Source organism: Bradyrhizobium sp. 930_D9_N1_4, assembly GCF_052076015.1.
Lineage (GTDB): Bacteria > Pseudomonadota > Alphaproteobacteria > Rhizobiales > Xanthobacteraceae > Bradyrhizobium.
Window position 1 is genome coordinate 645,545 of sequence record NZ_CP197236.1, and the last position, 22,515, is coordinate 668,059.

Genomic DNA, 22,515 nt, shown 5'->3' on the forward strand with positions numbered 1-22,515 from the left:
GAGAGATTGTTTGGGAGCGTGATGGCCGAGCCGCTGGACGACTATATCGACGCCGTATCGAAAGCGCTGGCGCTGCCGGTCGAGGAGGCCTGGAGGCCCGCGGTGCGCGCCAATCTCGAAGTCTCGCTGCGGCTCGCCCGCCTGGTCGACGAATTCGCGCTGCCGGACGAGACCGAGCCCGCACCGATTTTCACCGCCTGACGCCGCCATGACCACCAAGCCAGAGATGAGTGCTGCCGACATTGCGAAAGCAGTCGCGAGCGGCAAGATGTCCGCGCTCGATGCCACCGAGGCCGCGCTCGCGCGCATCAAGCAGCACGACGGCGTCCTCAATTCCTTCACCGATGTCACCGCCGATCGCGCGCGCGCGAAAGCGCGCGCCATCGATGCCGCCATCGCGGCCGGCAAGGAGGTGGGCCCGCTCGCCGGGGTGCCGTTCGCGGTGAAGAATTTGTTCGACGTCGCAGGCCTCGCCACGCGTGCTGGCTCGAAGATCAACCGCGACCTCGCGCCGGCCAGGCGCGACGCCACGCTGATCGAGCGGCTGGAAACTGCCGGCGCCGTGCTGGTCGGCGCGCTCAACATGGGCGAATACGCCTACGACTTCACCGGTGAGAACGTTCATGACGGCCCCTCGCGCAATCCGCATGACACCACGCGGATGACCGGCGGTTCCTCCGGTGGCTCCGGCAGCGCCGTCGGCGGCGCGCTGGTGCCGATCGCGCTCGGCTCTGACACCAATGGTTCGATCCGCGTGCCGTCGTCGTTCTGCGGCATCTTTGGCCTGAAGCCGACCTACGGCCGGCTGTCGCGGGCGCGCTCGTTCCCGTTCGTGGCGAGCTTCGATCATCTCGGCCCGTTCGCGCGCTCCGTCACCGATCTCGCGCTCGCCTATGACGCGATGCAGGGCCCGGATGCCGACGATGCCGCCTGCACGACGCGCGGGCTGGAGCCGACGCTGCCGCTGCTCGCCAATCCGGTTTCGGACCTGCGCATCGCGATCGCCGGCGGCTACTTCCAGAAGAACGTGTTTCCCGAAGCCGTCGAAGCTGTCGGCCGCGTCGCCAAGGCACTGAACGCGACGCGCGTGGTCGAGCTGCCCGAAGCTGCGCGCGCTCGCGCGGCGGCTTACGTCATCTCCACCACTGAAGGCGCCTCGCTGCATCTCGATCGCCTGCGCAAGCGGCCGAACGACTTTGATCCCGCCGTGCGCGATCGTCTGATCGCAGGCGCGATGGTGCCGGCGCCGTTGGTCGACCGCGCGCAAAAGTTCCGCCGCTGGTATCGCGCGCAGCTCGCCGAAATCTTCAGGTCGGTCGACGTGCTGATCGCACCGGCCACGCCCTGCACGGCACCAAAACTCGGCCAGGTGAATTTCAATCTCGACGGCGTGGAGCTGCCGGTGCGCGCCAATATCGGCATCCACACCCAGCCGATCTCGTTCGTCGGCCTGCCTGTCGTTGCCGTGCCGGTGCCGCTCGAGCCGCTGCCGATCGGCGTGCAGATCATTTGCGCGCCCTGGCGCGAGGACATCGCATTGCGCGTCGCCTACGCATTGGAAAAGATGGGCGTCGCCGCCGCGCCCGCGCCGAGAGGATTCTGAGATGGAGATCGATCTCCCCGAGGTGATCGCGGAAGTCAAAGCCGCGTTCGATCGCTATGAGCAGGCGCTTGTTACCAACGATGTCGCCGTGCTCGGCGAACTCTTCCGCAACGATTCCCGCACGCTGCGCTACGGCATCGGCGAGAACCTCTATGGTTACGAGGCTATTTCCGGCTTCCGCGCCGGCCGCTCGCCGGTCGGGCTCAACCGTCGCACGGCCAGGACGGTGATCTCCAGCTACGGCCGCGACACGGCGGTGGCCTCCACCCTGTTCTATCGCGACACCGCTCCCGGCAAGGTCGGCCGGCAGATGCAGACCTGGATTCGCTTCCCGGAGGGCTGGCGCGTCGTCGCTGCCCATGTCAGCATCATCGACGAGTCGAAAGAGACCTGACCGTATGACGCTTGACGATCTTCCGCCCGGGACATTGCCGGCCGAGCCGGTGGTGCCGCGGGTCGACCGTGCGCAGCCCAGCGTGCACAAGATCACGCGGGCCGAGGAATTGCGGCTTCATCTCGCCGACGAGATCGTGCGTGGAACCCTGGCTCCCGGCGCGCCGCTGGACGAGACCGACATCGCGCGCCGCTTCAGCGTCTCGCGCACGCCGGTGCGCGAAGCGCTGCGCCAGCTGGTGGCGAGCGGCCTCGTCGAATCGCGCGCCCATCGCGGCGCGGTGGTGGCGCAGCCGTCGTTCGAGCGGCTGACCAGCATGTTCGAGGCGATGGCGGAGCTCGAGGCGATGTGCGCGGGCCTTGCCGCCGAGCGCATGACCGCTACTGAGCGCCATGGCTTAGAGGCCATCCACGAGGAGCTGCGCGTGCTCAGCTACGCCGGCAATCCCGATCGCTTCCACGAGGTCAACGAACGCTTCCACAACGCGATCTATGCGGGCTCGCAGAACGGCTACATCGCCGAGATCACGCTGGCGACGCGGGTGCGCGTGCAGCCGTTCCGCCGCGCCCAGTTCCGCAATCTCGGACGTCTTGCCAAGTCGCAGGCCGAGCACGACCGCGTCGTCGTCGCCATCATGCGCGGCGACAAGCAGGGCGCCGCCGCCGCGATGCGCGCGCATATCGAGCTGGTGCGCGGGGAGTATGAGATCTACGCGGTGTCGGTGTAGCCGACGGCGTATGCTGCATATTCGGTGTCGTCCCCGCGAAGGCGGGGACCCATAACCCCAGGGAGTTGTTGTTGCGCGAAGCTCTCAACTCCGAGTCTTCGCCAAATTCCCCCTTGTGGTTATGGATCCCGGATCTGCGCTTCGCTTGTCCGGGACGACAGCGGAGTGAAACTTCACCCCGCCTTCTCCGCCACAAATGTCCGCCATCCCCCATACGCGGTGATGTCGCGCGCTTCGCCGAGCACCTCCGGCTCGACGAGAAACCCCTTCACATTCCGGCCATCCGCAAGCCTGATCGTGCCGATCGCCATCGGCGCGGGAATCGCGTTGACGAACTTGCCGAAGGCGGACGACGACAGCGACCAGATCTCCAGCTCGATCGACGCGCCCTTGCCGGCTTCCACGCGCAGCAGGCCCGGCTTCGGCGGCGTGGTCTTGAGCGCATAGAGCTTGTAGTCCGGTGCGGTCCTGGTTGCCTCGACCAGCTTGGCGTCCAGCGCCTTCAACTCGCCGTTCAGCGCCATGCCTGAGAGATGCGCGCCGACAACGGCGATGGGAATCTCGTCGCCGCTATTTTCAGGCAGCTGCGCAAGCGGCGCCTGCGCGACGCCCTTGGCGCCAACGGTCAGCTTCGTGTCCGCATGGAACACGCGGCCGATGCTGGCCAGCAGCCCATCACGTCCCGCGGGCGCCAGCAGCGTGATGCCGAACGGAATGCCGTCCGCACGTATCGAGGCCGGCACGGCGAGACCGCAGAGATCGAGCAGGTTGACGAAATTGGTGTAGGTGCCGAGCCGGCTGTTGAGCTCGATCGGATTGGCCTGCACCTGCGCGGTCGTATAGGCCGTCGGTGCCGTCGGCAGCACCAGCGCGTCGATGTTGGCAAAAGTCCGCTCAGCGATCTTGCGCAGGCCCTGCAAGCGGTAGAGCGCGGAGAACGTGTCGGCGGCCGTCAGCCGCGCGCCGGCCGCGGTGATCTCGCGCGTGACCGGATGAATCGTATCGGGCGCGGACGCCAGCAGATCCTTGATCACGAGATAGCGTTCGGCGACCCACGGCCCTTCATAAAGCAGCCGCGCCGTCTCGTAGAACGGCTCGAGGTCGAACTCGACCAGATCAGCGCCGAGCGACGTCCAGCGCTTCAGCGCGTCGGCATAGGCGGCCTCCGCCTTCTTGTCGCCGAAGAAGATCAGCTGTCCGTTGCGCGGCACGCCGAGACGCAGGTTTGCGGGCAGCGGCGTGAGCGGCGCAAGCGGGCGGTCGCGCGAGAACGGATCGGCCTGGTCGGGACCTGCCATCACGGAGAGCGCCAGCGCGGCGTCGTCGACCGTCAGCGCGAACACCGAGATGCAGTCGAGCGTACGGCAGGCCGGAACGAGGCCTGCATTCGAGATCATGCCGAGGCTTGGCTTCAGTCCGACGATGTTGTTGAGCATTGCCGGCACGCGTCCCGAGCCGGCGGTGTCGGTGCCGAGCGACAACGGCACAAGGCCAGCGCCGACGGCGACCGCAGACCCCGAGCTCGATCCGCCCGGAATGAGATCCTCGCGGATCGAATTCTTGGGGACGCCGTAAGGCGAGCGCACACCGACGAGGCCGGTCGCGAACTGGTCGAGATTGGTCTTGCCGATGATGATGGCGCCGGCGGCGCGCAGGCGCTCGACCGCGGTCGAATCACGCGTCGGCGTAAAGGAGAAGGCCGGGCAGGCCGCGGTGGTCGGAAACCCCAGCGCGTCGATATTGTCCTTCACCGCAACCGGCACGCCATAGAGCGGCAGGTTGGCGGCATCCTTCGCGGCGAGCTTCTCGGCCTCCGCAATCGCATCCTTCTCGTCGCGCAGGCTGATGAAGATGGCGGGATCGTTGTGATCGCGGATGCGCTGATAGGTCCGTGCGATCGTCTGCGCCGGCGTGACCGTGCCGGCGCGATGCGCGGCCACAATCGCGGCGATCGTTTCAGGCTGCTCAGCCCCCATTTTCAGCCCTCATGGCGATAAAACTCCGGCAACATGTCTCACCCGCATTGAAGCAAGCGATGTGCCATTGTGTACAATATCCGGGCAGCCCAGTCTCTCCAGATATTATCGAGAGATCATAGGCTTGAGGGCTTCCTTGAGGAGCCAGCCGCCTGTCTCGCCACCGCCCTGTTCTAGGCATTTGCCCAAAACATGAGCAGTCCCGATCAGGTGAAGCCAGCAAGGATCTGAAGCAACCGCTCCCGGTTCGCCTTGCCGATCTTGTCCTCGACATGCCGCTCGTGCTCGGCCGCGAGGCGCTTGAATTTGGCCAGCGCCGTCTCGCCCGGCGCCGTGAGGTGCAGCGCGTGGGAGCGCCGGTCTTCCTTCGACTTGATCCGCTTCACCAGTTTGCGCTGCTCCAGGCTGTCGAGCAGGTGCACCAGCCGGGCGCGCTCGATGCCGAGGCGCTTGGCCACCGCCATCTGCGACAGGCCCGGATTGGCGCCAATCACCGTCAGCACCGAATATTGCGTCGGCCGGATGTCGACATTCCCGAGCGTCTTGATGAAGTCCTGAAAGATCCAGATCTGGAAACGCCGCACCGCATAGCCGGCGTGGCCGACCAGCGCGTCGAGGCCGATCTCGTCTGCGTCGATCCGCCGTGCGGTGCCGTTGTCGGCGCGTTTGCGTGGGGAGGTCCGGGCTGAGGTGGCTGTCAAATCACGTCTCCTGCCGCCCGACCTTAGCGTCCCGGTGTTCCAAACGGAAGATTGTTGTTGACGACAACAATTGCCCTGCCCAACATTATGGCCAAAGCAGCCCGGAACGAGGCCGCGGCCGATCCCCGGATACGGGCGAGGAGGAAACCATGACAATCGCACGCGGCGACGCCACAGGCCTGTTTGCAACACCAAGGACCGTTGCCGAGCATCGCGCCGACGGCAGCATCGTGCTGCGCTCGCCCGATCCCTTGCGCGACAGTGCCCGCTGCATCGGCGACTGGCTGGAGCATTTTGCGCGGCAGACGCCCGACACGATTTTCCTGGCCCGAACGTGACGGCGCCGATGCGCCGTGGGCCACCATGACCTACGCTGGCGCCCTGCGGCGGGTCCGTGCGGCGGCGTCGTGGATTCTGGCGCAAGGGCTCAGTGCCGAGCGCCCCGTCGTCATTCTCTCCGACAACAGTATCGATCACGCGCTGCTCGCGCTGGCCGCCCAGCATGTCGGCGTTCCCTCGGCGGCGATCTCGCCGGCCTATTCGCTGATGTCGAAGGATTTCGACAAGCTCAAGAGCATGATCTCGCTGCTTCAACCCGGCGCGATCTATGTCTCCGCGACAAAGCCTTTTGCCGCGGCGCTGGCCGCGATCAAGCCGCTGCACGATGCGCAGATCATCAGTGGCAGGGCCGGCGATGCCGATGCGCTCGCCTTCCGCGCGGTTGCGGCAACGCCTGAGACTGCGGACGTCGCAACGGCCTTCGCGGCCGTGACGCCCGACACGATCGCAAAATTCCTGTTCACCTCGGGCTCGACCGGTACGCCCAAGGCTGTGATCAACACGCAGCGGATGCTGACGTCGAGCCAGCAGGCCAAGGCGCAGACCTGGACCTTCCTCGAGCAGGCCGGCGGCGATCTCGTGATCCTCGACTGGCTGCCCTGGAGCCACACCTTCGGCGCCAACCACAATTTCAACCTCGTGCTGCGCAACGGCGGTTCGCTCTATATCGACGGCGGCAAGCCCGCGCCGGGGTTGTTCGCGATGTCCCTTGCGAACCTGCAAAGCATCATGCCGACGGTCTATTTCAACGTGCCGCGCGGCTTCGACATGCTGATCGCGGCGCTGCGCGGCGACGAGAAGCTGCGTCGCCGCTTCTTCAGCGAAGTGAAGTTCGCCTTCTATGCCGGCGCCGCGCTGCCGCAGAATCTGTGGGATGCACTCGAACAGCTTTCGGTCGAGACGATCGGCCGTCCGCTGCCGATGGTCTCGGCCTGGGGCTCGACGGAAACCTCGCCGCTGGCGACCGACTGCCACTTCCTCGCCGAACGCTCCGGCAATATCGGCGTGCCCATTCCCGGCACCGAATTGAAGCTCGTCACCTCCGGCGACAAGCTGGAGGTGCGCGTGCGCGGGCCCAACGTCACGCCGGGCTATTGGAAGGCGCCGGAGCTGACCAGGCAGGCGTTTGACGAAGAGGGGTTTTATCTAATCGGCGATGCCGTGAAGCTTGCCGATAGCGCGCGGCCCGAGCGCGGCCTGTTCTTCGATGGCCGCGTCGCGGAGGATTTCAAGCTCAATTCCGGCGCCTGGGTCAGCGTCGGCACGCTGCGCGTCGCCGGCATTGCGGCGCTGGCGCCGCTGGCGCAGGATGTCGTCGTCACCGGTCATGGCGGCGACGAGGTGCGGTTTCTGGTGTTCCCGAATATCGCGGCCTGTCGCGCCCATGCCGGGTTGCCCGAGACGGCCGGCGTGAGCGACGTGCTGGCGCATGACAAGGTTCGGACCGCGATTGCGCAGGGCCTCGCGAAGCTGAAACAGCAAGGCGCCAACTCCTCCAGCCACGCTACCCGCGCGCTGCTGCTCGCAGAGCCGGCCTCGGTCGACGGCGGCGAGATCACCGACAAGGGCTACATCAACCAGCGCGCGGTGCTGACGCGGCGCGCGGATGCTGTGGCGCGGCTGGATGATGATGGGTCGGCGGAGTGGGTGGGGCTGTAGCGGCCAAAACGCCTCTCGCCACGCTCACTCCTCTCGTGCCCCGGACGCTGCGCAGCAGCGTTTCCACGCTGCAGCGCGTCCGGGACACAGCAGAGCCAGGTGGGCGCAATCGCTCCCACATCGTCATTGCGAGCGCAGCGAAGCAATCCAGAGTCTTTCCGCGGAGGGATTCTGGATTGCTTCGTCGCTTCGCGCCTCGGAATGATGGGAAGAGGTAGGCGCTCGCCCAAACCAGGCCAGCCATTCTGCCGCAATATCCCTGCATGATTATTTTGTTGCCGAAGCAACTAATATGTGCGAACCGTTCCAGACGGGATGACGGCGGGGAAACCGCCGCGTCTGATCCTGGAGGAGACGATGTTCGGCAGAGAGGGTGCCGCGGGCAAATGCCGCCGCATGCCTGGACATGACGGAGGATCGCGCCCGGCGCGTGGTCCGTCAGGCCCCGGTGCCGCCGGTCACGGCGCCGAGATTTTCGTGCAGTCGGCGCAACAGATCGATCAGCACCTCGCGCTCGTCCTTGTTCAGACAGGACAGCAGCCGCCGCTCGCGCTCGAACGCGGCGAGGATCACCTTGTCATGGGTGGCGCGGCCCCGTGCCGTCAGCGCGATCGAATGGGTGCGGCCGTCGTTGGGGTCGGTGCGGATCGACACCAGCCCGCGTTTCTCCAGCCCCGCGAGCGTGCGGCTCACCGGTCCCTTGTCGAAGCCGATGACGTGGCAGATCCGCGAGGCCGGGATGCCCGGCTCGATCGCCAGCAGCGACATGATCCGCCATTCGGTGACGTTGACGCCGAACTGCTTCTGGTAGAACGCGGTCGCGCTGTTCGAGAGCTTGTTGGCGATGAAGGTAATGAAGGCGGGGACGTAACGGTCGAGATCGAGCGTCGGTCCCGCCTCCGTGGGCGCGGGCTTCTGGCGGGCTCTGGTCTGGGACGGCGGCATAGCGGGGTTCTGTCTCGCGGCGTGCCGGAAGACCTAAAGGTAAGCGCCGCCCTTTCACAAGATCAAAATGAAGGGAGACTTCCATGAACGCACCCGGTTCTGCCGTGTCAGGCGTCCCGCATCTCGACGTCGACCCCTTCGACATGAATTTTTTTGCCGATCCCTATCCCACGCATGAGTTGCTCAGGGAGGCGGGGCCGGTGGTCTATCTCGACAAGTGGAACGTCTATGGCGTGGCGCGCTACGCCGAGGTCCACGCGGTGCTGAACGATCCCGCGACGTTCTGCTCCAGCCGCGGTGTCGGTCTCTCCGATTTCAGCAAGGAGACGCCGTGGCGGCCGCCGAGCCTGATCCTCGAGGCCGATCCGCCCGCGCACGCTCGCACCCGCGCCGTGCTCTCAAAGGTGTTGTCGCCGACGGTGATGAAGGGGCTGCGCGACCGCTTCGCAGCGGCGGCCGAGGAGCGCGTCGACGTGCTGCTGGAGAAGCGTAGTTTCGACGCAGTCACGGATCTGGCGGAAGCCTATCCACTCTCGATCTTTCCGGACGCACTCGGGCTGAAGCCTGACGGACGCGATCATCTCATCCCCTATGCGAGCCTGGTGTTCAACGCCTTCGGCCCGCCGAACCAGCTCCGTCAGGACGCGATCGCGCGCTCGGCTCCGCACCAGGCTTACGTCACCGCGCAGTGCCAGCGCGACAACCTGACGCCCGGCGGCATCGGCGCTTGCATCCACGCCCACGTCGACGAGGGCGCCATCACGGCGACCGAAGCGCCGCTGCTGGTGCGCTCGCTGCTCTCGGCCGGCCTCGACACCACGGTCAACGGCATTGGTGCGGCGGTCTATTGCCTCGCCCGCTTCCCCGAGCAGTGGCAGCGCCTGCGCGGTGACCTCACGCTCGCACGCAATGCCTTCGAGGAGGCCGTGCGGTTCGAAAGCCCGGTGCAGACTTTCTTCCGCACCACGACGCGTGAGGTCGAACTGTCAGGCGCGACGATCGGCGAAGGCGAGAAGGTGCTGATGTTCCTCGCTGCCGCCAATCGCGATGCCCGCCGCTGGGACAAGCCTGACACCTACGACATCACCCGCCGCACGTCCGGCCATGTCGGTTATGGCTCCGGCATCCACATGTGCGTGGGCCAGCTCGTCGCGCGGCTCGAAGGCGAGACCATGCTCTCCGCGCTCGCCCGGCGCGTAGCGAAGATCGAGATCACCGGCGAGCCAAAGCGCCGCTTCAACAACACGCTGCGCGGGCTCGACAGCCTGCCGGTGACGATCACGCGGGCTTGAAACCAACATCAGCAAATCAATGAGGGGAGGGAAACGATGAAGAACCTGAAATGGACGCTCGCGCTGGCGGCGAGCCTGGTGAGCGGCGCGGCGAGCGCCGAGATATCCGATAACGTCGTGCGGGTCGGCGTGCTCAACGACATTTCCGGCATTTTTCAGGATACCAATGGCATGGGTTCGGTCGAGGCTGCGCGCATGGCGGCCGAGGATTTCAACGGCGGCGGCAAAGGCATCAAGGTCGAGATCGTCTACGCCGATCACCAGAACAAGGCCGATGTCGGCAACGCCATTGCCCGCAAATGGCTCGACGTCGAAGGCGTCGACGCCATCGTCGACGTGCCGAACTCGGCGGTCGGTCTCTCCGTCAACACGCTGCTGCGCGACAGCCGCATGACTTTCCTGGCGTCGTCAACGGCAAGCTCCGATCTCACCGGCAAGGCCTGCTCGCCTAACACCATCCAATGGGTCAACGACGCCTGGGCGACCGGCAACACCACGGCGGCCGCGATGATGTCGCGCGGCGGCAAGGAGTGGTATTTCCTCACGGTCGACTACGCGCTCGGCAAGGGCATCGAGGCGGAGGCGCAGAAATACATCGAGGGTCACGGCGGCAAGGTGCTCGGCTCGTCGAAGCATCCGCTCGGCACCTCCGATTTCGCGTCGTTCCTGTTGCAGGCGCAGAGTTCGAAGGCGCAGGTGATCGGGCTCGCCAATGCCGGCGGCGATACCATCAACGCGGTGAAGCAGGCCGCCGAGTTCGGCGTGCAGCAGAGTGGGCAGAAGCTCGTGGCCTTCCTGCTCTTCATCAACGACGTCCACGGCATGGGCCTCAAGGTCGCGCAAGGCCTTCAGCTCATGGAAGCCTTCTATTGGGACGCGAACGACGACACCCGCGCGTTTGCAAAGCGCTTCGCTGCGCGGCCCGGCATGAACGGCAAAATGCCGAGCGGCAACCAGGCCGGCGTCTATGCGTCCACGCTCGCCTATCTCAACGCGGTCGCGGCGACCGGCAGCGACAACGCCAAGGACGCCGTTCCCGAGATGAAGAAGTTCAAGGGCAAGGATAAGTTGTTCGGCGACACCGCGATCCGCCAGGACGGCCGCGTCGTGCATCCCATGTATCTGTTCGAGGTGAAGAAGCCGGAGGAGTCGAAATATCCGTATGACTATTACAAGCTGGTTTCGACCATCCCCGCGGATCAGGCGTTCCGGCCGCTGGCTGAGGGCGGCTGCGAGCTGGTGAAGTAGGTCTCGTGCCCCGGACGCAGTGCGGCGCGTAGCGCTGCGCTGCAGAGCCGGGGCCCATGGCTGCTGGGTCCCGGCTCTGCGTCGCGTCATTTCATGCCGCGCCGCGTCCGGGACACGAGAAAAACGCCTCCTACACCACCTTGCTGCTCCCCTGCGTGATCAACCGCGCCGCCCGCTGGTCTCGCGCGTAGATCCACAGCCAGCTGAGTGCTACGCTCAGCCTGTGGCGGAGGCCGATCAGGAAGTAGATGTGGGCGATGCCCCAGATCCACCACGCGATGGTGCCGCGCAGCTTGACCTTGCCGAAATCGATCACCGCGAGCCGCTTGCCGATCTGCGCGAGACTGCCGGAGTGCTTGTAGCGGAACGCCCCGGTGGCCGCACCGCGCAACCGTGCCTTGATGGTGTCGGCGACGTGTCGGCCCTGTTGCTTCGCCGCCGGCGCGATGCCGGGCACGGGCTTGCCCTCCCAGGCGTTGATCAAGACGGTGTCGCCAATCGCAAAAATCTCGGGATGGCCTGGAATGCTCAAATCGTCGGCCACCTGCACGCGTCCGGCGCGATCGCTGGGTGCGCCGAGCCATTCGGCCGCCGGCGAGGCGCGCACGCCGGCGGCCCAGATTCGTGTTTTCGCCTCGAGCAGCTTGCCGCCGAACACCACGCCCTCACGATTGATCTCGGTGACGGGCTGTCCCAGCACGACCTCGACGCCGATCTTTTCCAGCGAGGCCTGCGCGTAGGCCGAGAGATCGTCGGCAAAGCCCGCCAGCACACGCGGGCCGGCCTCGATCAGCACGACGCGCGCCTTGGTCGTATCGATGTTGCGGAAATCGCCGGGCAGCGTGTGATGCGCCATCTCGGCGATGGTGCCGGCGAGTTCGACCCCGGTGGGGCCGGCGCCGACGATGACGAAGGTCAGCCGCGCGGCGCGCTTCGCCGGATCGGTCTCGCGCTCGGCACGCTCGAACGCCACCAGGATGTGACGGCGCAGCGTGGTGCCGTCCTCCAGCGTCTTCAGGCCGGGCGCCCACTGCTCCCATTCGTCGTGGCCGAAATAAGCGTGGCGCGCGCCGGTCGCGAGCACCAGCGTGTCGTAAGGCACCTCGCTGCCGTCGTCGATCAGCACGCAGCGCCTGCCAGCGTCGACGCCGCTCACGGTTGCGAACAGTGTCGTCACCTCGCGGCGGTCGCGCATCAGATGCCGGACCGGCCAGGCGATCTCGCTGGTCGCGAGCGAGGCGGTCGCGACCTGATAGAGCAGCGGCTGAAACAGATGATGGTTGCGGCGGTCGATCAGCGTGATCTCGACCGGCGCGCCCGCGAGCCGGTGGGTCGTCTCCAGCCCGCCGAAGCCGGCTCCGACGATGACGACGCGATGCGGTGTGGTGGTCATGGCGTACCCTCGAATCTCGCTTGCTCACCTTTCCCTATTTAAGTGCGGTTTGGGGGCCGCGGTCCAATAGCCGTCATCAATCGGGGTATAGGCCCAGTGTATCGCTCTGCCGCGAAAAAGCGCCGCAGGCTTGATCGTGCCTCGACCGAGCCTTGGTCGAAGTGAGTAGAATTATATTTCTTGCTATCCCCGATTGGGGCGAAATATGGTGCAGGGGCGGGCGCTGAGCCATTGGCGGCGCGACAGATTTTGCGTCTAGTAGAGACAGACCCGGGGCTGGGATCACCCCGTTTCCGGGATCAATAATAAGGAGGGGAGTGGTTATGAGGACGGCATTCTGGCTGGCGGGTGCGGCTGCGCTCGTGCTGGCAAACCCGGCATTCGCCGGCGACACCATCAAGATCGGTTTCGTTTCGACCTTCAGCGGCCCGACCGCCGTAATCGGCAACGACATGCGCAACTCGTTCGAGCTCGCGCTCGACCACATCGGCCGCAAGATGGACGGCAAGCCGGTCGAGGTGATCTACGAGGACGACGGCCAGAAGCCCGATGTCGGCAAGCAGAAGACCGAGAAGCTGGTGCAGTCCGACAAGGTCGATTTCATCGTCGGCTATATCTGGTCGAACGTGCTGCTGGCCTCGCTCAAGACCGCGGTGGATTCGCAGACCTTCCTGATCTCGGCCAATGCCGGTCCGTCGCAGCTCGCGGGCGATCTCTGTTCGCCTTACGTGTTCTCGACCTCCTGGCAGAACGACCAGACGCCCGCCGCCATGGGCCTCTACATGAACCAGAAGGGCGTCAAGAGCGTGTTTCTGATCGGCCCGAATTACGCGGCCGGCAAGGACATGCTCGCGGGCGTGAAGAGCACGTTCAAGGGGGAGGTCAAGGGCGAGGAATACACGGTCTGGCCGAGCCAGCTCGACTTCTCCGCCGAACTCTCCAAGGCGCGTGCCTCGGGTGCGGAGTCGATCTTCGTATTCTATCCGGGCGCTGCCGGCGTGCAGTTCCTCAATCAATATGCGCAGGCGGGCTTGAAGAGCACGATGCCGCTCTACACCGCCTTCACCATCGACGAGCTCTCGCTGCCGCTGCAGAAGGAGAACGCGTTAGGGGTGCCCGGCGCGCAGGAGTGGGTCAATGATCTCCCCAACGAGCAGAACAAGCGCTTCGTCGCCGACTACCGCAAGAAGTACACGAATTTGCGTCCGACCTATTACGGCGCGCAGGCCTATGACGCGGCCCAGCTGATCAACAGCGCGGTGGTCGCGGTGAAGGGCGACACCAGCAAGAAGGACGCGATGAAGGCCGAGATGGAAAAGGCCAACTTCAAGTCGCTGCGTGGTCCGTTCAAATACGGCAAGAACCACATCCCGGTGCAGAACTTCTATCTCCAGGACGTGGTGAAGGACGCCGAGGGCCAGCTCTCGCTGAAGACCGTCGCGACCATCGTGGAGAACGACCAGGATCGCTTCCACGACAAATGCGCGATGAAGTGAGGTTTCTCCCTCTCCCCGCAAAACGGGGAGAGGGCTCTCAAATCTATCCACCGTCATTGCGAGCGCAGCGAAGCAATCCAGAATCCCTCTGAGGAAAGGCTCTGGATTGCTTCGCTGCGCTCGCAATGACGGCGCGGGTAGAGCTTATACCCTTGGCATACTCACCGGCCGCACTTCGCGGGCTTGCGCCGCCAGCCTGATCCCGGCATTTGCCGCGCCGAAGCCCTGATAAGCCCTCCGCTCGACGATCTCGAAGAAGAACCGCTCATCGAAGATGTGCGTGTAGACCTGGAAGAATTCGCCGTCGCCCTCGCGGTCATAAAGGATGTGGTTGGCGCGCAGCTGCGCCATCAATTCGGGCGCGAGGTCGTATTTGGCCTCGATGTCGTCGTAGTAATTATCAGGAATATCCAGGAAATCCGCGCCGCGCTGGCGCATCTCCGCGACCGCGGCAAAAATGTCGCGGCACGAGAACGCGACGTGCTGCACGCCCGAGCCGAAGAACTCGGAGATGAAGCGCGCCGGCAGCGTGCGGTTGGCGGAGGAGCCGTTGAGCACGAAGCGCAGGCTCTGGTCGCCGTTGACGACGGCCTGGCTCTGCACGAGGCCGCGGGGGTCGGCGATCTCCATCTGCGGCAGGCGCTTCAGATCGAGGATGCCCGTGTAGAACAAGAGCCAGGACAGCATCTCGTCATAGGGCATCGATTGCGCGATGTGATCGACGGCGAGCAGGACGTCCTTGTCGGCATTGCCAGTGACGGGCTCGAAATCCGTGTCCCAGTTCTTGCCGGCCTGATCGAGGAAATAGAGCAGACTGCCGCCGACGCCGTGGATTGCAGGGATCTCCAGCTCGCCCGGTCCGACCGGCTGATAGAAGGTGCGCGTCTTCAACGTCTCGGCGCGCTGCATGGCAAGGCCCGCATTGTCGACATCAAGCGCGATCGCGCAGACGCCGGGGCCGTGCGTCACGTAGTGGGAATGCGCAAAACCGTCGGTCTCGCAATTGATCACGAGCTCGACCTTACCCTGCGACCAGCGCTCCACCGCCTTGCTGCGGTGTTTGCCGGTCTTGCGGAAGCCGAGCTGTGCGAGCAAGTGAGCGAGCTCGCCGGCCTTGGTCTCGTTGACGGCAAACTCGATGAATCCCGTACCGTTGCTTCTGGCCTTCGGCGCCAGCGGCTCGCTGATGAGTTTTGGCCAGTCCGGTGCAAGTTGGTCCTCCAGCAGGATCAGCGAGCGAAGACCGTCGATCGCGGTCTGCGCGGCGGAGCCTGCCCGGAACTGATCGTTGAAGATTTCCAGCGACAGCGGCCCGGCATAGCCGGTCGCCGCGATGGCCTGCATGAATTCGCCGACCGGCAGGTCGCCCTGACCGGGGAAGGAGCGGAAGTGCCGGCTCCACGAGAGGATGTCGAGCTCGAGCTTCGGTGCGTCCGCGAGCTGCACCAGAAAGATTTTGTCGCCGGGGATCGAGGCCATCGCACGCACCGGAAAGCCGGGGGCCAGCGCGTGAAAGCTGTCGAGGATGACGCCGATCGCGGGATGATTGGCGCGGCGCACGATCTCCCAGGCGTCGCGATAGTCGTTGACGTGGCGGCCCCAGGCCAGCGCCTCGTAACCGACGCGCAAGCCGCGCTTGGCCGCGCGCTCGCCGAGCTCGCGAAAATCATCCGCGGCGCGGTCGATGCCGCCGAGCGATGCCGGCGAGACGTTGGAGCAGATCAGCAGCAGGTCGGTGCCGAGCTCCTGCATCAGGTCGAACTTGCGCTCCGCACGGGCGAAATTGCGCGCACGCTGCGGCTCCGGCATGCCCTCGAAATCGCGGAACGGCTGGAACGCGCAAATCTTGAGATTGAGATCGCCGCAGAGCTTTGCGATGTCGCGCGGACCTGCGCCGAACGACAGCAAATCGTTCTCGAAGATCTCGACCTCGTCGAATCCGGCGGACGCGATGGCGCGGAGCTTTTCGTCCAGCGCCCCCGAGAGAGAGACCGTCGCGATTGATCGCTTGTTCATGCTGCCTGCTCCATGATGTGGCCCGGCGATATCTTCTGGCTCGTGCGCGCGGCCGCGCTGACGGCTTCGACGACAGCGAGCGTGCCCATCGCGTCTTCGGCCGAGGTCAGTGGTGGTTCGCGGCCCTCGATGACCGCGCAGAAATGCCGAAGCTGCTCGACCAGCGGATCGAAGGCGGGCGGTGCAACGATCTGGCGCGACAATGGCGCGTACCAGCCGGGCTGCTCTGCATAGGACCACAGCTCCATATTCGGCACCGACAGCGATCCCGCCGTGCCGGAGAAGATGTAGCAGGGCTGATCCTGCTTCGGGTATGCACGGTTTTCGCCGGACGTGAGCTCCCAGCTCCACGGCGCCGGCGTTGCGTCCGACACGGTCACCGTTCCCAGTGCACCACTGGCGAAGCGCAGCAGCAGCGCTGCGGTATCCTCGACGGCAAAGCCGCGCGCCTTGTTCGAGGTGAGCGCCTGCACCTCGGCGATCTCGCCGCAGATGAAGCGTAAATTGTCGATATCGTGGATGAGGTTGATCAGCAGCGGCCCGCCGCCCTGCTCGCGGCGCCAGGCCACCTCGAAATAATCGTCGGGCTTTCTGAGTAGCCAAAGTCCGACCACGGCGGTGAGCTCGCCGAGCCTGCCGTTCGCCACCGCCTCGCGCGCGGCCTTGATGATCGGATTGTGCCGGCGGTGATGGCCGACCAGCATCGGCACGCCGGTTCGCTTGACGGCGGCGCAAAGCCGCTGCGCGTTGGCAACCGTATCGGTCACCGGCTTTTCGATCAGCGCAGGCACGCCCGTCGCGACGCAATCGAGTGCCATCGGCAAATGCAGATTGTTCGGCGAGGCAATGATGAGGCCGTCGGGCTTGTCCTGCTCCAGCAGCGCGCCATAGTCGGCATACCAGGGCACGCCTCGTGACTGCGCATAGTCCTTCGCGGCGGGCGTGGGGTCGGCAATGCCCGATAATGCGCAATCTGGCGATGCCGCGATCAATTCGATATGGCGGCGGCCGATCTGGCCGGCGCCGGCGACACCGATGCGCAATTGCGCGCTCATGCGGCGGTCTCCTCCATAGCGCCGCCGAGGAAGAGCTGTCCGATCCGGGGATCGTTCAGGATGCGCTTCGCGCCGTCGACCATGCGGGTCTGGCCGAGTTCGAGCACGATGCCCATGTCGGAAATCTCCAGCGCCGAGCGCGCGTTCTGCTCGATCATCAGGATGGTGACGCCGCGGTCGCGCAGGCTCTTGAGGATGTCGAACGTCTGCTGCACCATCAGCGGCGACAGCCCGATCGAGGGCTCGTCGATCAGCACCAGCTTCGGTTCGAGCAGCAGCGAGCGCGCAATCTCGAGCTGCTTCTGCTCGCCGCCCGACAGCGTGGAGGCCTGCTGCGTCGACTTCCGGCGCAGCGCCGGGAACAGGTCGAGCGCGGCTTCGATCCGCGTGGGCAGGTCGATGCCCTTGCCCGCGGACACGCCGCCGAGCTCGATATTGTGGCGCACCGACAGTTCCGGGAAGATGTTGCGGCCCTGCGGCACATAGCAGATGCCGGCATTGAGCAGCGCGCGCTGGCTCAAATTGGTGACGTCGCGGCCGGCAAAGCTGATCTTGCCGTCGCGCAGCTTGAGCAGGCCGAAGATCGCCTTGAACACCGTGGACTTGCCGGCGCCGTTCGGGCCGATGATGGTCGTGATCGTCGCCTGCGGCACGGCGAAGGTGGTGCCGTTCAAGATCGTCATCTTGCCGTAGCCGCCGACGAGATTGTGAACCGAGAGGATCGGGTCGCTCATGGTCTAATGTCCCAGATAGGCTTCGATCACGGCCGGATTCTTGCGCACCTCGTCCGGCCGCCCCATCGCCAGCACCTTGCCTTCGGCCATCACCATCACGCGCGAGCACAGCGACATCACGAATTCCATGTTGTGCTCGATGACGACGAAGGTCGCGTTCTTCTCGCGGTTGATCGCGACCAGCCGCTCCTTCAGATCCGTTAGCATCGACGGATTGACGCCGCCGGCGGGCTCGTCGAGCAGCACCAGGCGCGGGCCGCCCATGAACGCCATCGCGGCATCGAGCAGCTTCTGCTGGCCGTAGGAGAGGCCGCCGGCGGGCTCTGCGGCGAGATGATCGAGCTTGAAAAAGCCGATCATCTGGTTGGCGGCGTCGGTCAGCCCGGCATCGGAGCGGCCGACCAGGCGCGAGGCCATGCTGCCCTGGTGCTCCTGTCCCGCAAGGATCAGGTTTTCGCGCACCGAGAGTTTCGGGAAGACCTGCAGGAGCTGGAAAGTACGGCTGACGCCGAGCTTGTTCAGCTCCGCGGGGCGCAGGCCGGTGACGACCTTGCCGTCGAGCTTGACCTCGCCGCCGGATGGCGTGAGCTGGCCGAGGATGCAATTGAACAAGGTGGACTTGCCGCAGCCGTTCGGGCCGATCAGGCCGAGGATTTCGCCCTCCCGGACGTCGAAGGAGACGCCGTCGACGGCGCTGATGCCGCCGAAGTTCTTCTTGATGTCGGTGACTTCGAGGACCGCGCTCATTGCGCCGTCTCCAGCCGTGACTTCGCGACCGCGCGTAACGCCGACGCGGCCTTGGTGCGGCGTTCGGCGAGATAACGGTCGAGAATTCCCAGAATGCCGGTCGGCGACCAGATCAGAAGCCCCATCACCGCGACCGCGTAGATCATCAGGTAATAGCCTTCGGTGAAGCGCAGCCATTCCGGCAAGAGCACCGCGATCATCGCGCCGAGGAACGGGCCCAGGAAGAAACCGGCGCCGCCGACGATGACCATCATCAGCAGGTCGAGCGAGAGCGACAGGTTGAACGGGACGGGATCGATGTACTGCGTCAGCGGCGCATAGAGCGCGCCGGCGACGCCGCCGAGCGCCGAGCCGATCGCGAACGCCATCAGCGTGTAGCGTCGCGTGTCGATGCCGAGCGATTGCGCGCGCAGCGGATTTTCGCGCAGCGCCATGAAGGCGCGGCCCCAGGGCGAGCGGATCAGCCACCACACCGCCAGCGACACGATCGCGAGCGAGCCGAGGCAGACGTAATAGAACGGCAGTGGCTTGTTAGTCGCAATCCCGAAGACATGCGGCCGCGGAATGTTGGAGATGCCGTAGATGCCGCCGGTGAGCCAGCTCTCGTTGCGGAACACCAGGAAGGCGAGGGTGGAGAAGGCGAGCGTGACGAAGGCGAGATAGTGGTGCTGCACGCGGAGCGCGGGATAGCCGAGCACCCAGCCGACCGCGAAGCTCAAGGCGATCGCGACCACGATCGCCGCCGGCAGCGGCCAGCCATGCGTGGTCATGATCGCTGCCGCATAGGCGCCGATGCCGACGAAGGCGCCTTGCGCCAGCGACACCTGGCCGGCATAGCCGAGCGTGAGGTTGAGCCCCATCGCGGCGATGCTCATCACCGCCCACTGGCTCAGGATGAACAGGCCGTAGCGGTTGAAGTTCATGGGCACGATGATCAGGCCGGCGATGACGGCAAGGCCGAGCGCGATCTTCAACGGTTTGGCGAAGCCGCTCATACGGTGCGCTCCTCGGCGCGGCCGAGCAGGCCCTGCGGCCGGAACAGGATGACGGCAATCAGGAAGATCATCGGCACCGCGGCGCGGTACTGCGTCGAGACATAGGCGGCCGCGAGGTTGTCGAGCACGCCGATCAACAGGCCACCGGCAATCGCGCCGCGCACCTGGTTGAAGCCGCCGACGATCGCCGCGATGAAAGCCGCCTGGCCCAGCACCTCGCCAGATGAGAATTTTGCGAGATAGATCGGCGTAATCAGCAGCGAGGCCAGCGCGACCAGGAAGGCGTTGATCAGGAAGGTCAGCAGGATCATGCGCTCGACCGGGACGCCGATGATGCGCGCCACGGTCGGGTTCTGCGCCGCTGCCTGCATCTGATGGCCGAGCGAGGTGCGGTTCAGCAGCGCGGTCAGGCCGAACACGGCAACGATGGCAACGACGAGGACGCCGATGCTTTGCAGCGACACCGCGTGGCCGAGGATGGAAATGTCACCGGTCGGCACGATCGAGGGGAAGGGCGAGGCTTCGGCGCTGAAGAACTGCTTGACGGCTTCCTTGAGGCCGATCGCCAGCGCCATGGTGGCGATCGCCAGCGGCAGCACGCCATGGCGCATCATCGGATCGACCAGCAGCATCTTGAAGGCGAGGCCGAGCAGGATCATCGAGAGCAGGATGCCGAGAATGATCGCGAGCCAGAACGGCGCGCCAACATGCATGGCCGCCAGCATCAGGAACGCCGGCAGCATCACGAACTCGCCCTGCGCGAAATTGATCGTCTGCGAGGTTTGCCACAGCAGCGTGAAGCCGACCGCGACCAGCGCATAGATCGCGCCGGTGGCCAGTCCCGCGACCAGAAGATCGATTAGGTTGGACATTTTCCCCTCTATCGTTTCCCGCTTTCCTCCTGCGAAAGCGCCAAGGTCGTTGCGGCAGCCTCCCCGCGGCACATCCTTCGAGACGCCCGCCTTTGGCGGGCCCTCAGGATGAGGGTGGAGTGCGCGGTTGCAGGACCATGCGCTCCGCAGCAAGTTCAGCCTCATCCTGAGGAGACCGCTGAAAGCGGTCGTCTCGAAGGACGAGGCGCTTGCTCCGCTCTATCTCACTTCACCTTCGGCAGCACCTGCTTCACGACCTGCTTGCCTTCGACCACTTCGACCAGAAAGCTCTGGCGGTCGATGTCGCCGGTGTCGCTGAAGGTGACGTCCATCAGGATGCCGGGCTCGTCCGCGGCCTTGATGGTGAGGCCGTGCAGCGTGTCGGCGAACGCCTTGCTGTCGACCTTGCCCATCTTCTCCGTGGTGGCCTTCACCATGTAGACGGCGAGGTAGCCCTTCAGGCCGTTATGGTCGGGGACGTAATTGTACTTCTTGGAGAACTTGTCGCGGAACGCCTTGATCAGGTCGACGGGCGCGTCGGTGGTGAGGCCGACATGGCCGCGCGCGCCGTTGGCGGCGTCGCCGGCGAGCTCGATCACTTTCTGGCCGATCAGCGTGGTCTCGCCCATCAGCGGCGCGTTGACGCCCTGGCGCTTCAGCTCCTTGAGGATGCGCGCGCTCTCTTCCTCGTTCAAATAGACGAACACGGCGTCGGGATTGGCCGCCTTGATCTTGCCGACGTCGGCGGCGAAATCGGCCTGGCCCGCTTCGGTCGAGAGATCGGCGACGACCTTGGAGCCGAGGCGGTCGAGCTCCTTGACCACGACGTCGCGGCCGCCGCGGCCGAAATCATTGTTGACCCAGACCACCGCGACGGTCTTCGCCTTCATGTCGTCGTGGATGTATTTGGCCACTTTCGGCATCGAGGATTGCTGGCCGAAAGACGTGCGGAACAGGAATTTGTTACCGGCCTGCGTCAGCTCGGCGGCTTCGCCGCCCATGATCTGCGCGATGCCGGCTTCGGCTGCGAGCGGCGCGGTTACTTTCACCGAGCCGGAATAGCCGGGCCCGAGCAGCACATAGGGCTCGGCGTCGAGCGCCTTCTGCACCTGCGCGCGGGCCACGCCGGGATTGGACTGCGAGTCGGCGTGGGTGACCTCGAGCTTGCGGTCGAGCACGCCGCCCTTGGCGTTGATCTCCTCGATCGCGAGGTCGATGCCGTTCTTCCAGTTGGTGCCGACGGTGGCGCCGCCGCCCGACAGTTCGGCGACGTCGGCAAGCTTGATCGCCTGGGCATGGACGCTGGTTGCAGTCGCGAAGGCAAGCAGGGCGCCCGCCAGCAAAGTCGATTTCATGGTGTCTCCTCCGATGTGGTTGACGGTGTCCGCGGCCTTGTGTCCGGCCGCTTCGGTTACGCTGCGTGATAGGTCGAGCTTCGTGCCGCCATCACTTCGTCGAAAGCCTCCCCCATCACGTCGGTCGATGGAGCAAGGCCGGTAAACAGCTCGAAGGCGTCGGCGGCCTGATAGATCGCAAGCTCCCGGCCGGTCATGATCCGTGCGCCCTTGGCTTGCGCCGCGGCCAGCAGCGGCGTGATCAGCGGCGAATAAACGGCGTCCGCGACCCACAGATTGTCGCGCAGCAGCGTGGCCGGGACCGGGATGCCCCGGTTCGGCAGCATGCCGACCGGCGTGCCGTTGACGAGGCCGGTTGCACCATCGAGCGCGTCCTCGACGCTTGCGGCCACCCTTGAAGTCACCTTGGCGCCACCCTGTTTGGCAAGCAGCACGGCGAGTTTTTCGGCGCGGGCCGGCTCGCTGTCGAAGATGCGGAGGTCGGCGACCTCGAGGCTCGCCAGCGCAAAGGCGATCGCCTTGCCGACGCCGCCGGTGCCGATCACCGCGACCGCGTTTCCGGTGGACGCCAGCAGTGGCGCCACGGCGCGCGCAAAGCCCGTCGTGTCGGTGTTGTGGCCGATCAGCCTGTTATCCCTGACGACCACGGTGTTGACCGCCCCGATGGCGGCCGCACCCGGCGCCAGCTCGTCGAGCAAGGGGACCACCGCCTCCTTGTAGGGAAAGGTGACGTTGACGCCGGCAAAGCCCAGGCGCCGCACGCCTTCGAGCATCATGGCAAGCCCGGCCTGGTCGGCGCCGGCCACCTCGATGAGCTGATAATGACCGCGCAGGCCCAGCGCCTCGGCGGCGCGCTCGTGCATGGCGGGGGAGGCGGAATGCGCGATCGGTGCTCCGATCAGGCCGGTGAGAAGCTTCTTGCTGGCAGCGTATCCGCGCTTGGACATGATTGGCTATCGTCTCGTTGG

19 protein-coding genes and 1 pseudogene are annotated in these 22,515 nt (G+C 65.5%); 8 read left to right on the forward strand and 12 right to left on the reverse strand.

What is annotated here, in order from left to right:
- Positions 1-21 precede the first annotated feature (21 nt).
- Genes AB7532_RS03005 through AB7532_RS03020 form a run of 4 tightly spaced genes read left to right on the forward strand, consistent with a single transcriptional unit; the run spans position 22 to position 2,724 of the window.
- Positions 22-201: a DUF4089 domain-containing protein gene (locus AB7532_RS03005; protein WP_018316853.1), complete on the forward strand. Its 180-nt coding sequence runs from the start codon at positions 22-24 to the stop codon at positions 199-201.
- A gap of 7 nt (positions 202-208) precedes the next feature.
- On the forward strand, positions 209-1,603 hold the full coding sequence (locus AB7532_RS03010) for an AtzE family amidohydrolase (protein WP_441233350.1): 1,395 nt from the start codon (positions 209-211) through the stop codon (positions 1,601-1,603).
- A 1-nt stretch (position 1,604) separates the two neighbouring features.
- Complete coding sequence (hpxZ, locus tag AB7532_RS03015; RefSeq protein ID WP_441233351.1) at positions 1,605-1,997, forward strand: oxalurate catabolism protein HpxZ; 393 nt, start codon at positions 1,605-1,607, stop codon at positions 1,995-1,997.
- A gap of 4 nt (positions 1,998-2,001) precedes the next feature.
- Positions 2,002-2,724 (forward strand): GntR family transcriptional regulator, encoded by a 723-nt coding sequence (locus tag AB7532_RS03020; RefSeq protein ID WP_441233352.1) that lies wholly within the window; start codon positions 2,002-2,004, stop codon positions 2,722-2,724.
- 173 nt (positions 2,725-2,897) lie between these two features.
- On the opposite strand, the gene atzF is transcribed toward AB7532_RS03020, so the two are convergent.
- Both atzF and AB7532_RS03030 read right to left on the reverse strand, forming a co-directional pair.
- The gene (gene atzF, locus AB7532_RS03025; RefSeq protein ID WP_441233353.1) at positions 2,898-4,700 is read right to left on the reverse strand and encodes an allophanate hydrolase; all 1,803 of its coding nucleotides are present in this window, start codon (positions 4,698-4,700) and stop codon (positions 2,898-2,900) included.
- 206 nt (positions 4,701-4,906) lie between these two features.
- Positions 4,907-5,401 (reverse strand): MarR family winged helix-turn-helix transcriptional regulator, encoded by a 495-nt coding sequence (locus tag AB7532_RS03030; protein ID WP_441233354.1) that lies wholly within the window; start codon positions 5,399-5,401, stop codon positions 4,907-4,909.
- A gap of 149 nt (positions 5,402-5,550) precedes the next feature.
- On the opposite strand from AB7532_RS03030, the pseudogene AB7532_RS03035 reads away from it, so the two are divergent.
- Positions 5,551-7,399, forward strand: a pseudogene (locus AB7532_RS03035) (feruloyl-CoA synthase).
- Positions 7,400-7,837: 438 nt separating this feature from the next.
- On the opposite strand, the gene AB7532_RS03040 reads toward AB7532_RS03035, so the two are convergent.
- Complete coding sequence (locus AB7532_RS03040; protein WP_441233355.1) at positions 7,838-8,344, reverse strand: MarR family winged helix-turn-helix transcriptional regulator; 507 nt, start codon at positions 8,342-8,344, stop codon at positions 7,838-7,840.
- 83 nt (positions 8,345-8,427) lie between these two features.
- On the opposite strand from AB7532_RS03040, the gene AB7532_RS03045 reads away from it, so the two are divergent.
- Both AB7532_RS03045 and AB7532_RS03050 read left to right on the forward strand, forming a co-directional pair.
- On the forward strand, positions 8,428-9,636 hold the full coding sequence (locus tag AB7532_RS03045; RefSeq protein ID WP_441233356.1) for a cytochrome P450: 1,209 nt from the start codon (positions 8,428-8,430) through the stop codon (positions 9,634-9,636).
- A gap of 36 nt (positions 9,637-9,672) precedes the next feature.
- On the forward strand, positions 9,673-10,884 hold the full coding sequence (locus AB7532_RS03050; RefSeq protein ID WP_441233357.1) for an ABC transporter substrate-binding protein: 1,212 nt from the start codon (positions 9,673-9,675) through the stop codon (positions 10,882-10,884).
- Between the two features lie 130 nt (positions 10,885-11,014).
- Here AB7532_RS03050 and AB7532_RS03055 read toward each other — a convergent pair whose 3' ends face one another.
- The gene (locus AB7532_RS03055; RefSeq protein WP_441233358.1) at positions 11,015-12,277 is read right to left on the reverse strand and encodes an NAD(P)/FAD-dependent oxidoreductase; all 1,263 of its coding nucleotides are present in this window, start codon (positions 12,275-12,277) and stop codon (positions 11,015-11,017) included.
- Positions 12,278-12,600: 323 nt separating this feature from the next.
- Here AB7532_RS03055 and AB7532_RS03060 point away from each other — a divergent pair, with 323 nt between their 5' ends.
- Positions 12,601-13,773 (forward strand): ABC transporter substrate-binding protein, encoded by a 1,173-nt coding sequence (locus AB7532_RS03060; RefSeq protein ID WP_441233359.1) that lies wholly within the window; start codon positions 12,601-12,603, stop codon positions 13,771-13,773.
- 144 nt (positions 13,774-13,917) lie between these two features.
- Here AB7532_RS03060 and AB7532_RS03065 read toward each other — a convergent pair whose 3' ends face one another.
- The 8 genes from AB7532_RS03065 to AB7532_RS03100 all read right to left on the reverse strand — a co-directional run bounded on the left by AB7532_RS03065 (position 13,918) and on the right by AB7532_RS03100 (position 22,494).
- Positions 13,918-15,789 carry a bifunctional sugar phosphate isomerase/epimerase/4-hydroxyphenylpyruvate dioxygenase family protein gene (locus tag AB7532_RS03065; RefSeq protein ID WP_441233360.1) on the reverse strand — a complete coding sequence of 624 codons (1,872 nt, stop codon included), beginning with the start codon at positions 15,787-15,789 and terminating at the stop codon, positions 13,918-13,920.
- Complete coding sequence (locus AB7532_RS03070; protein WP_441233361.1) at positions 15,786-16,844, reverse strand: Gfo/Idh/MocA family protein; 1,059 nt, start codon at positions 16,842-16,844, stop codon at positions 15,786-15,788. The genes AB7532_RS03065 and AB7532_RS03070 overlap by 4 nt, the downstream gene beginning before the upstream one ends.
- Positions 16,841-17,578: an ABC transporter ATP-binding protein gene (locus AB7532_RS03075; protein ID WP_441233362.1), complete on the reverse strand. Its 738-nt coding sequence runs from the start codon at positions 17,576-17,578 to the stop codon at positions 16,841-16,843. Before AB7532_RS03075 ends, AB7532_RS03070 begins: the two co-directional genes overlap by 4 nt.
- Positions 17,579-17,581: 3 nt before the next feature.
- A complete protein-coding gene (locus AB7532_RS03080) occupies positions 17,582-18,325 on the reverse strand; it encodes an ABC transporter ATP-binding protein (protein ID WP_441233363.1) in 744 nt (247 codons plus the stop codon).
- Positions 18,322-19,320, reverse strand: a complete 999-nt coding sequence (locus AB7532_RS03085; RefSeq protein WP_441233364.1) for a branched-chain amino acid ABC transporter permease — start codon at positions 19,318-19,320, stop codon at positions 18,322-18,324. The genes AB7532_RS03080 and AB7532_RS03085 overlap by 4 nt, the downstream gene beginning before the upstream one ends.
- The gene (locus AB7532_RS03090) at positions 19,317-20,192 is read right to left on the reverse strand and encodes a branched-chain amino acid ABC transporter permease (RefSeq protein WP_441233365.1); all 876 of its coding nucleotides are present in this window, start codon (positions 20,190-20,192) and stop codon (positions 19,317-19,319) included. The genes AB7532_RS03085 and AB7532_RS03090 overlap by 4 nt, the downstream gene beginning before the upstream one ends.
- A 224-nt stretch (positions 20,193-20,416) precedes the next feature.
- Complete coding sequence (locus AB7532_RS03095; RefSeq protein WP_441233366.1) at positions 20,417-21,547, reverse strand: ABC transporter substrate-binding protein; 1,131 nt, start codon at positions 21,545-21,547, stop codon at positions 20,417-20,419.
- 56 nt (positions 21,548-21,603) lie between these two features.
- Positions 21,604-22,494: a shikimate dehydrogenase gene (locus AB7532_RS03100; protein ID WP_441233367.1), complete on the reverse strand. Its 891-nt coding sequence runs from the start codon at positions 22,492-22,494 to the stop codon at positions 21,604-21,606.
- Positions 22,495-22,515: the final 21 nt, after the last annotated feature.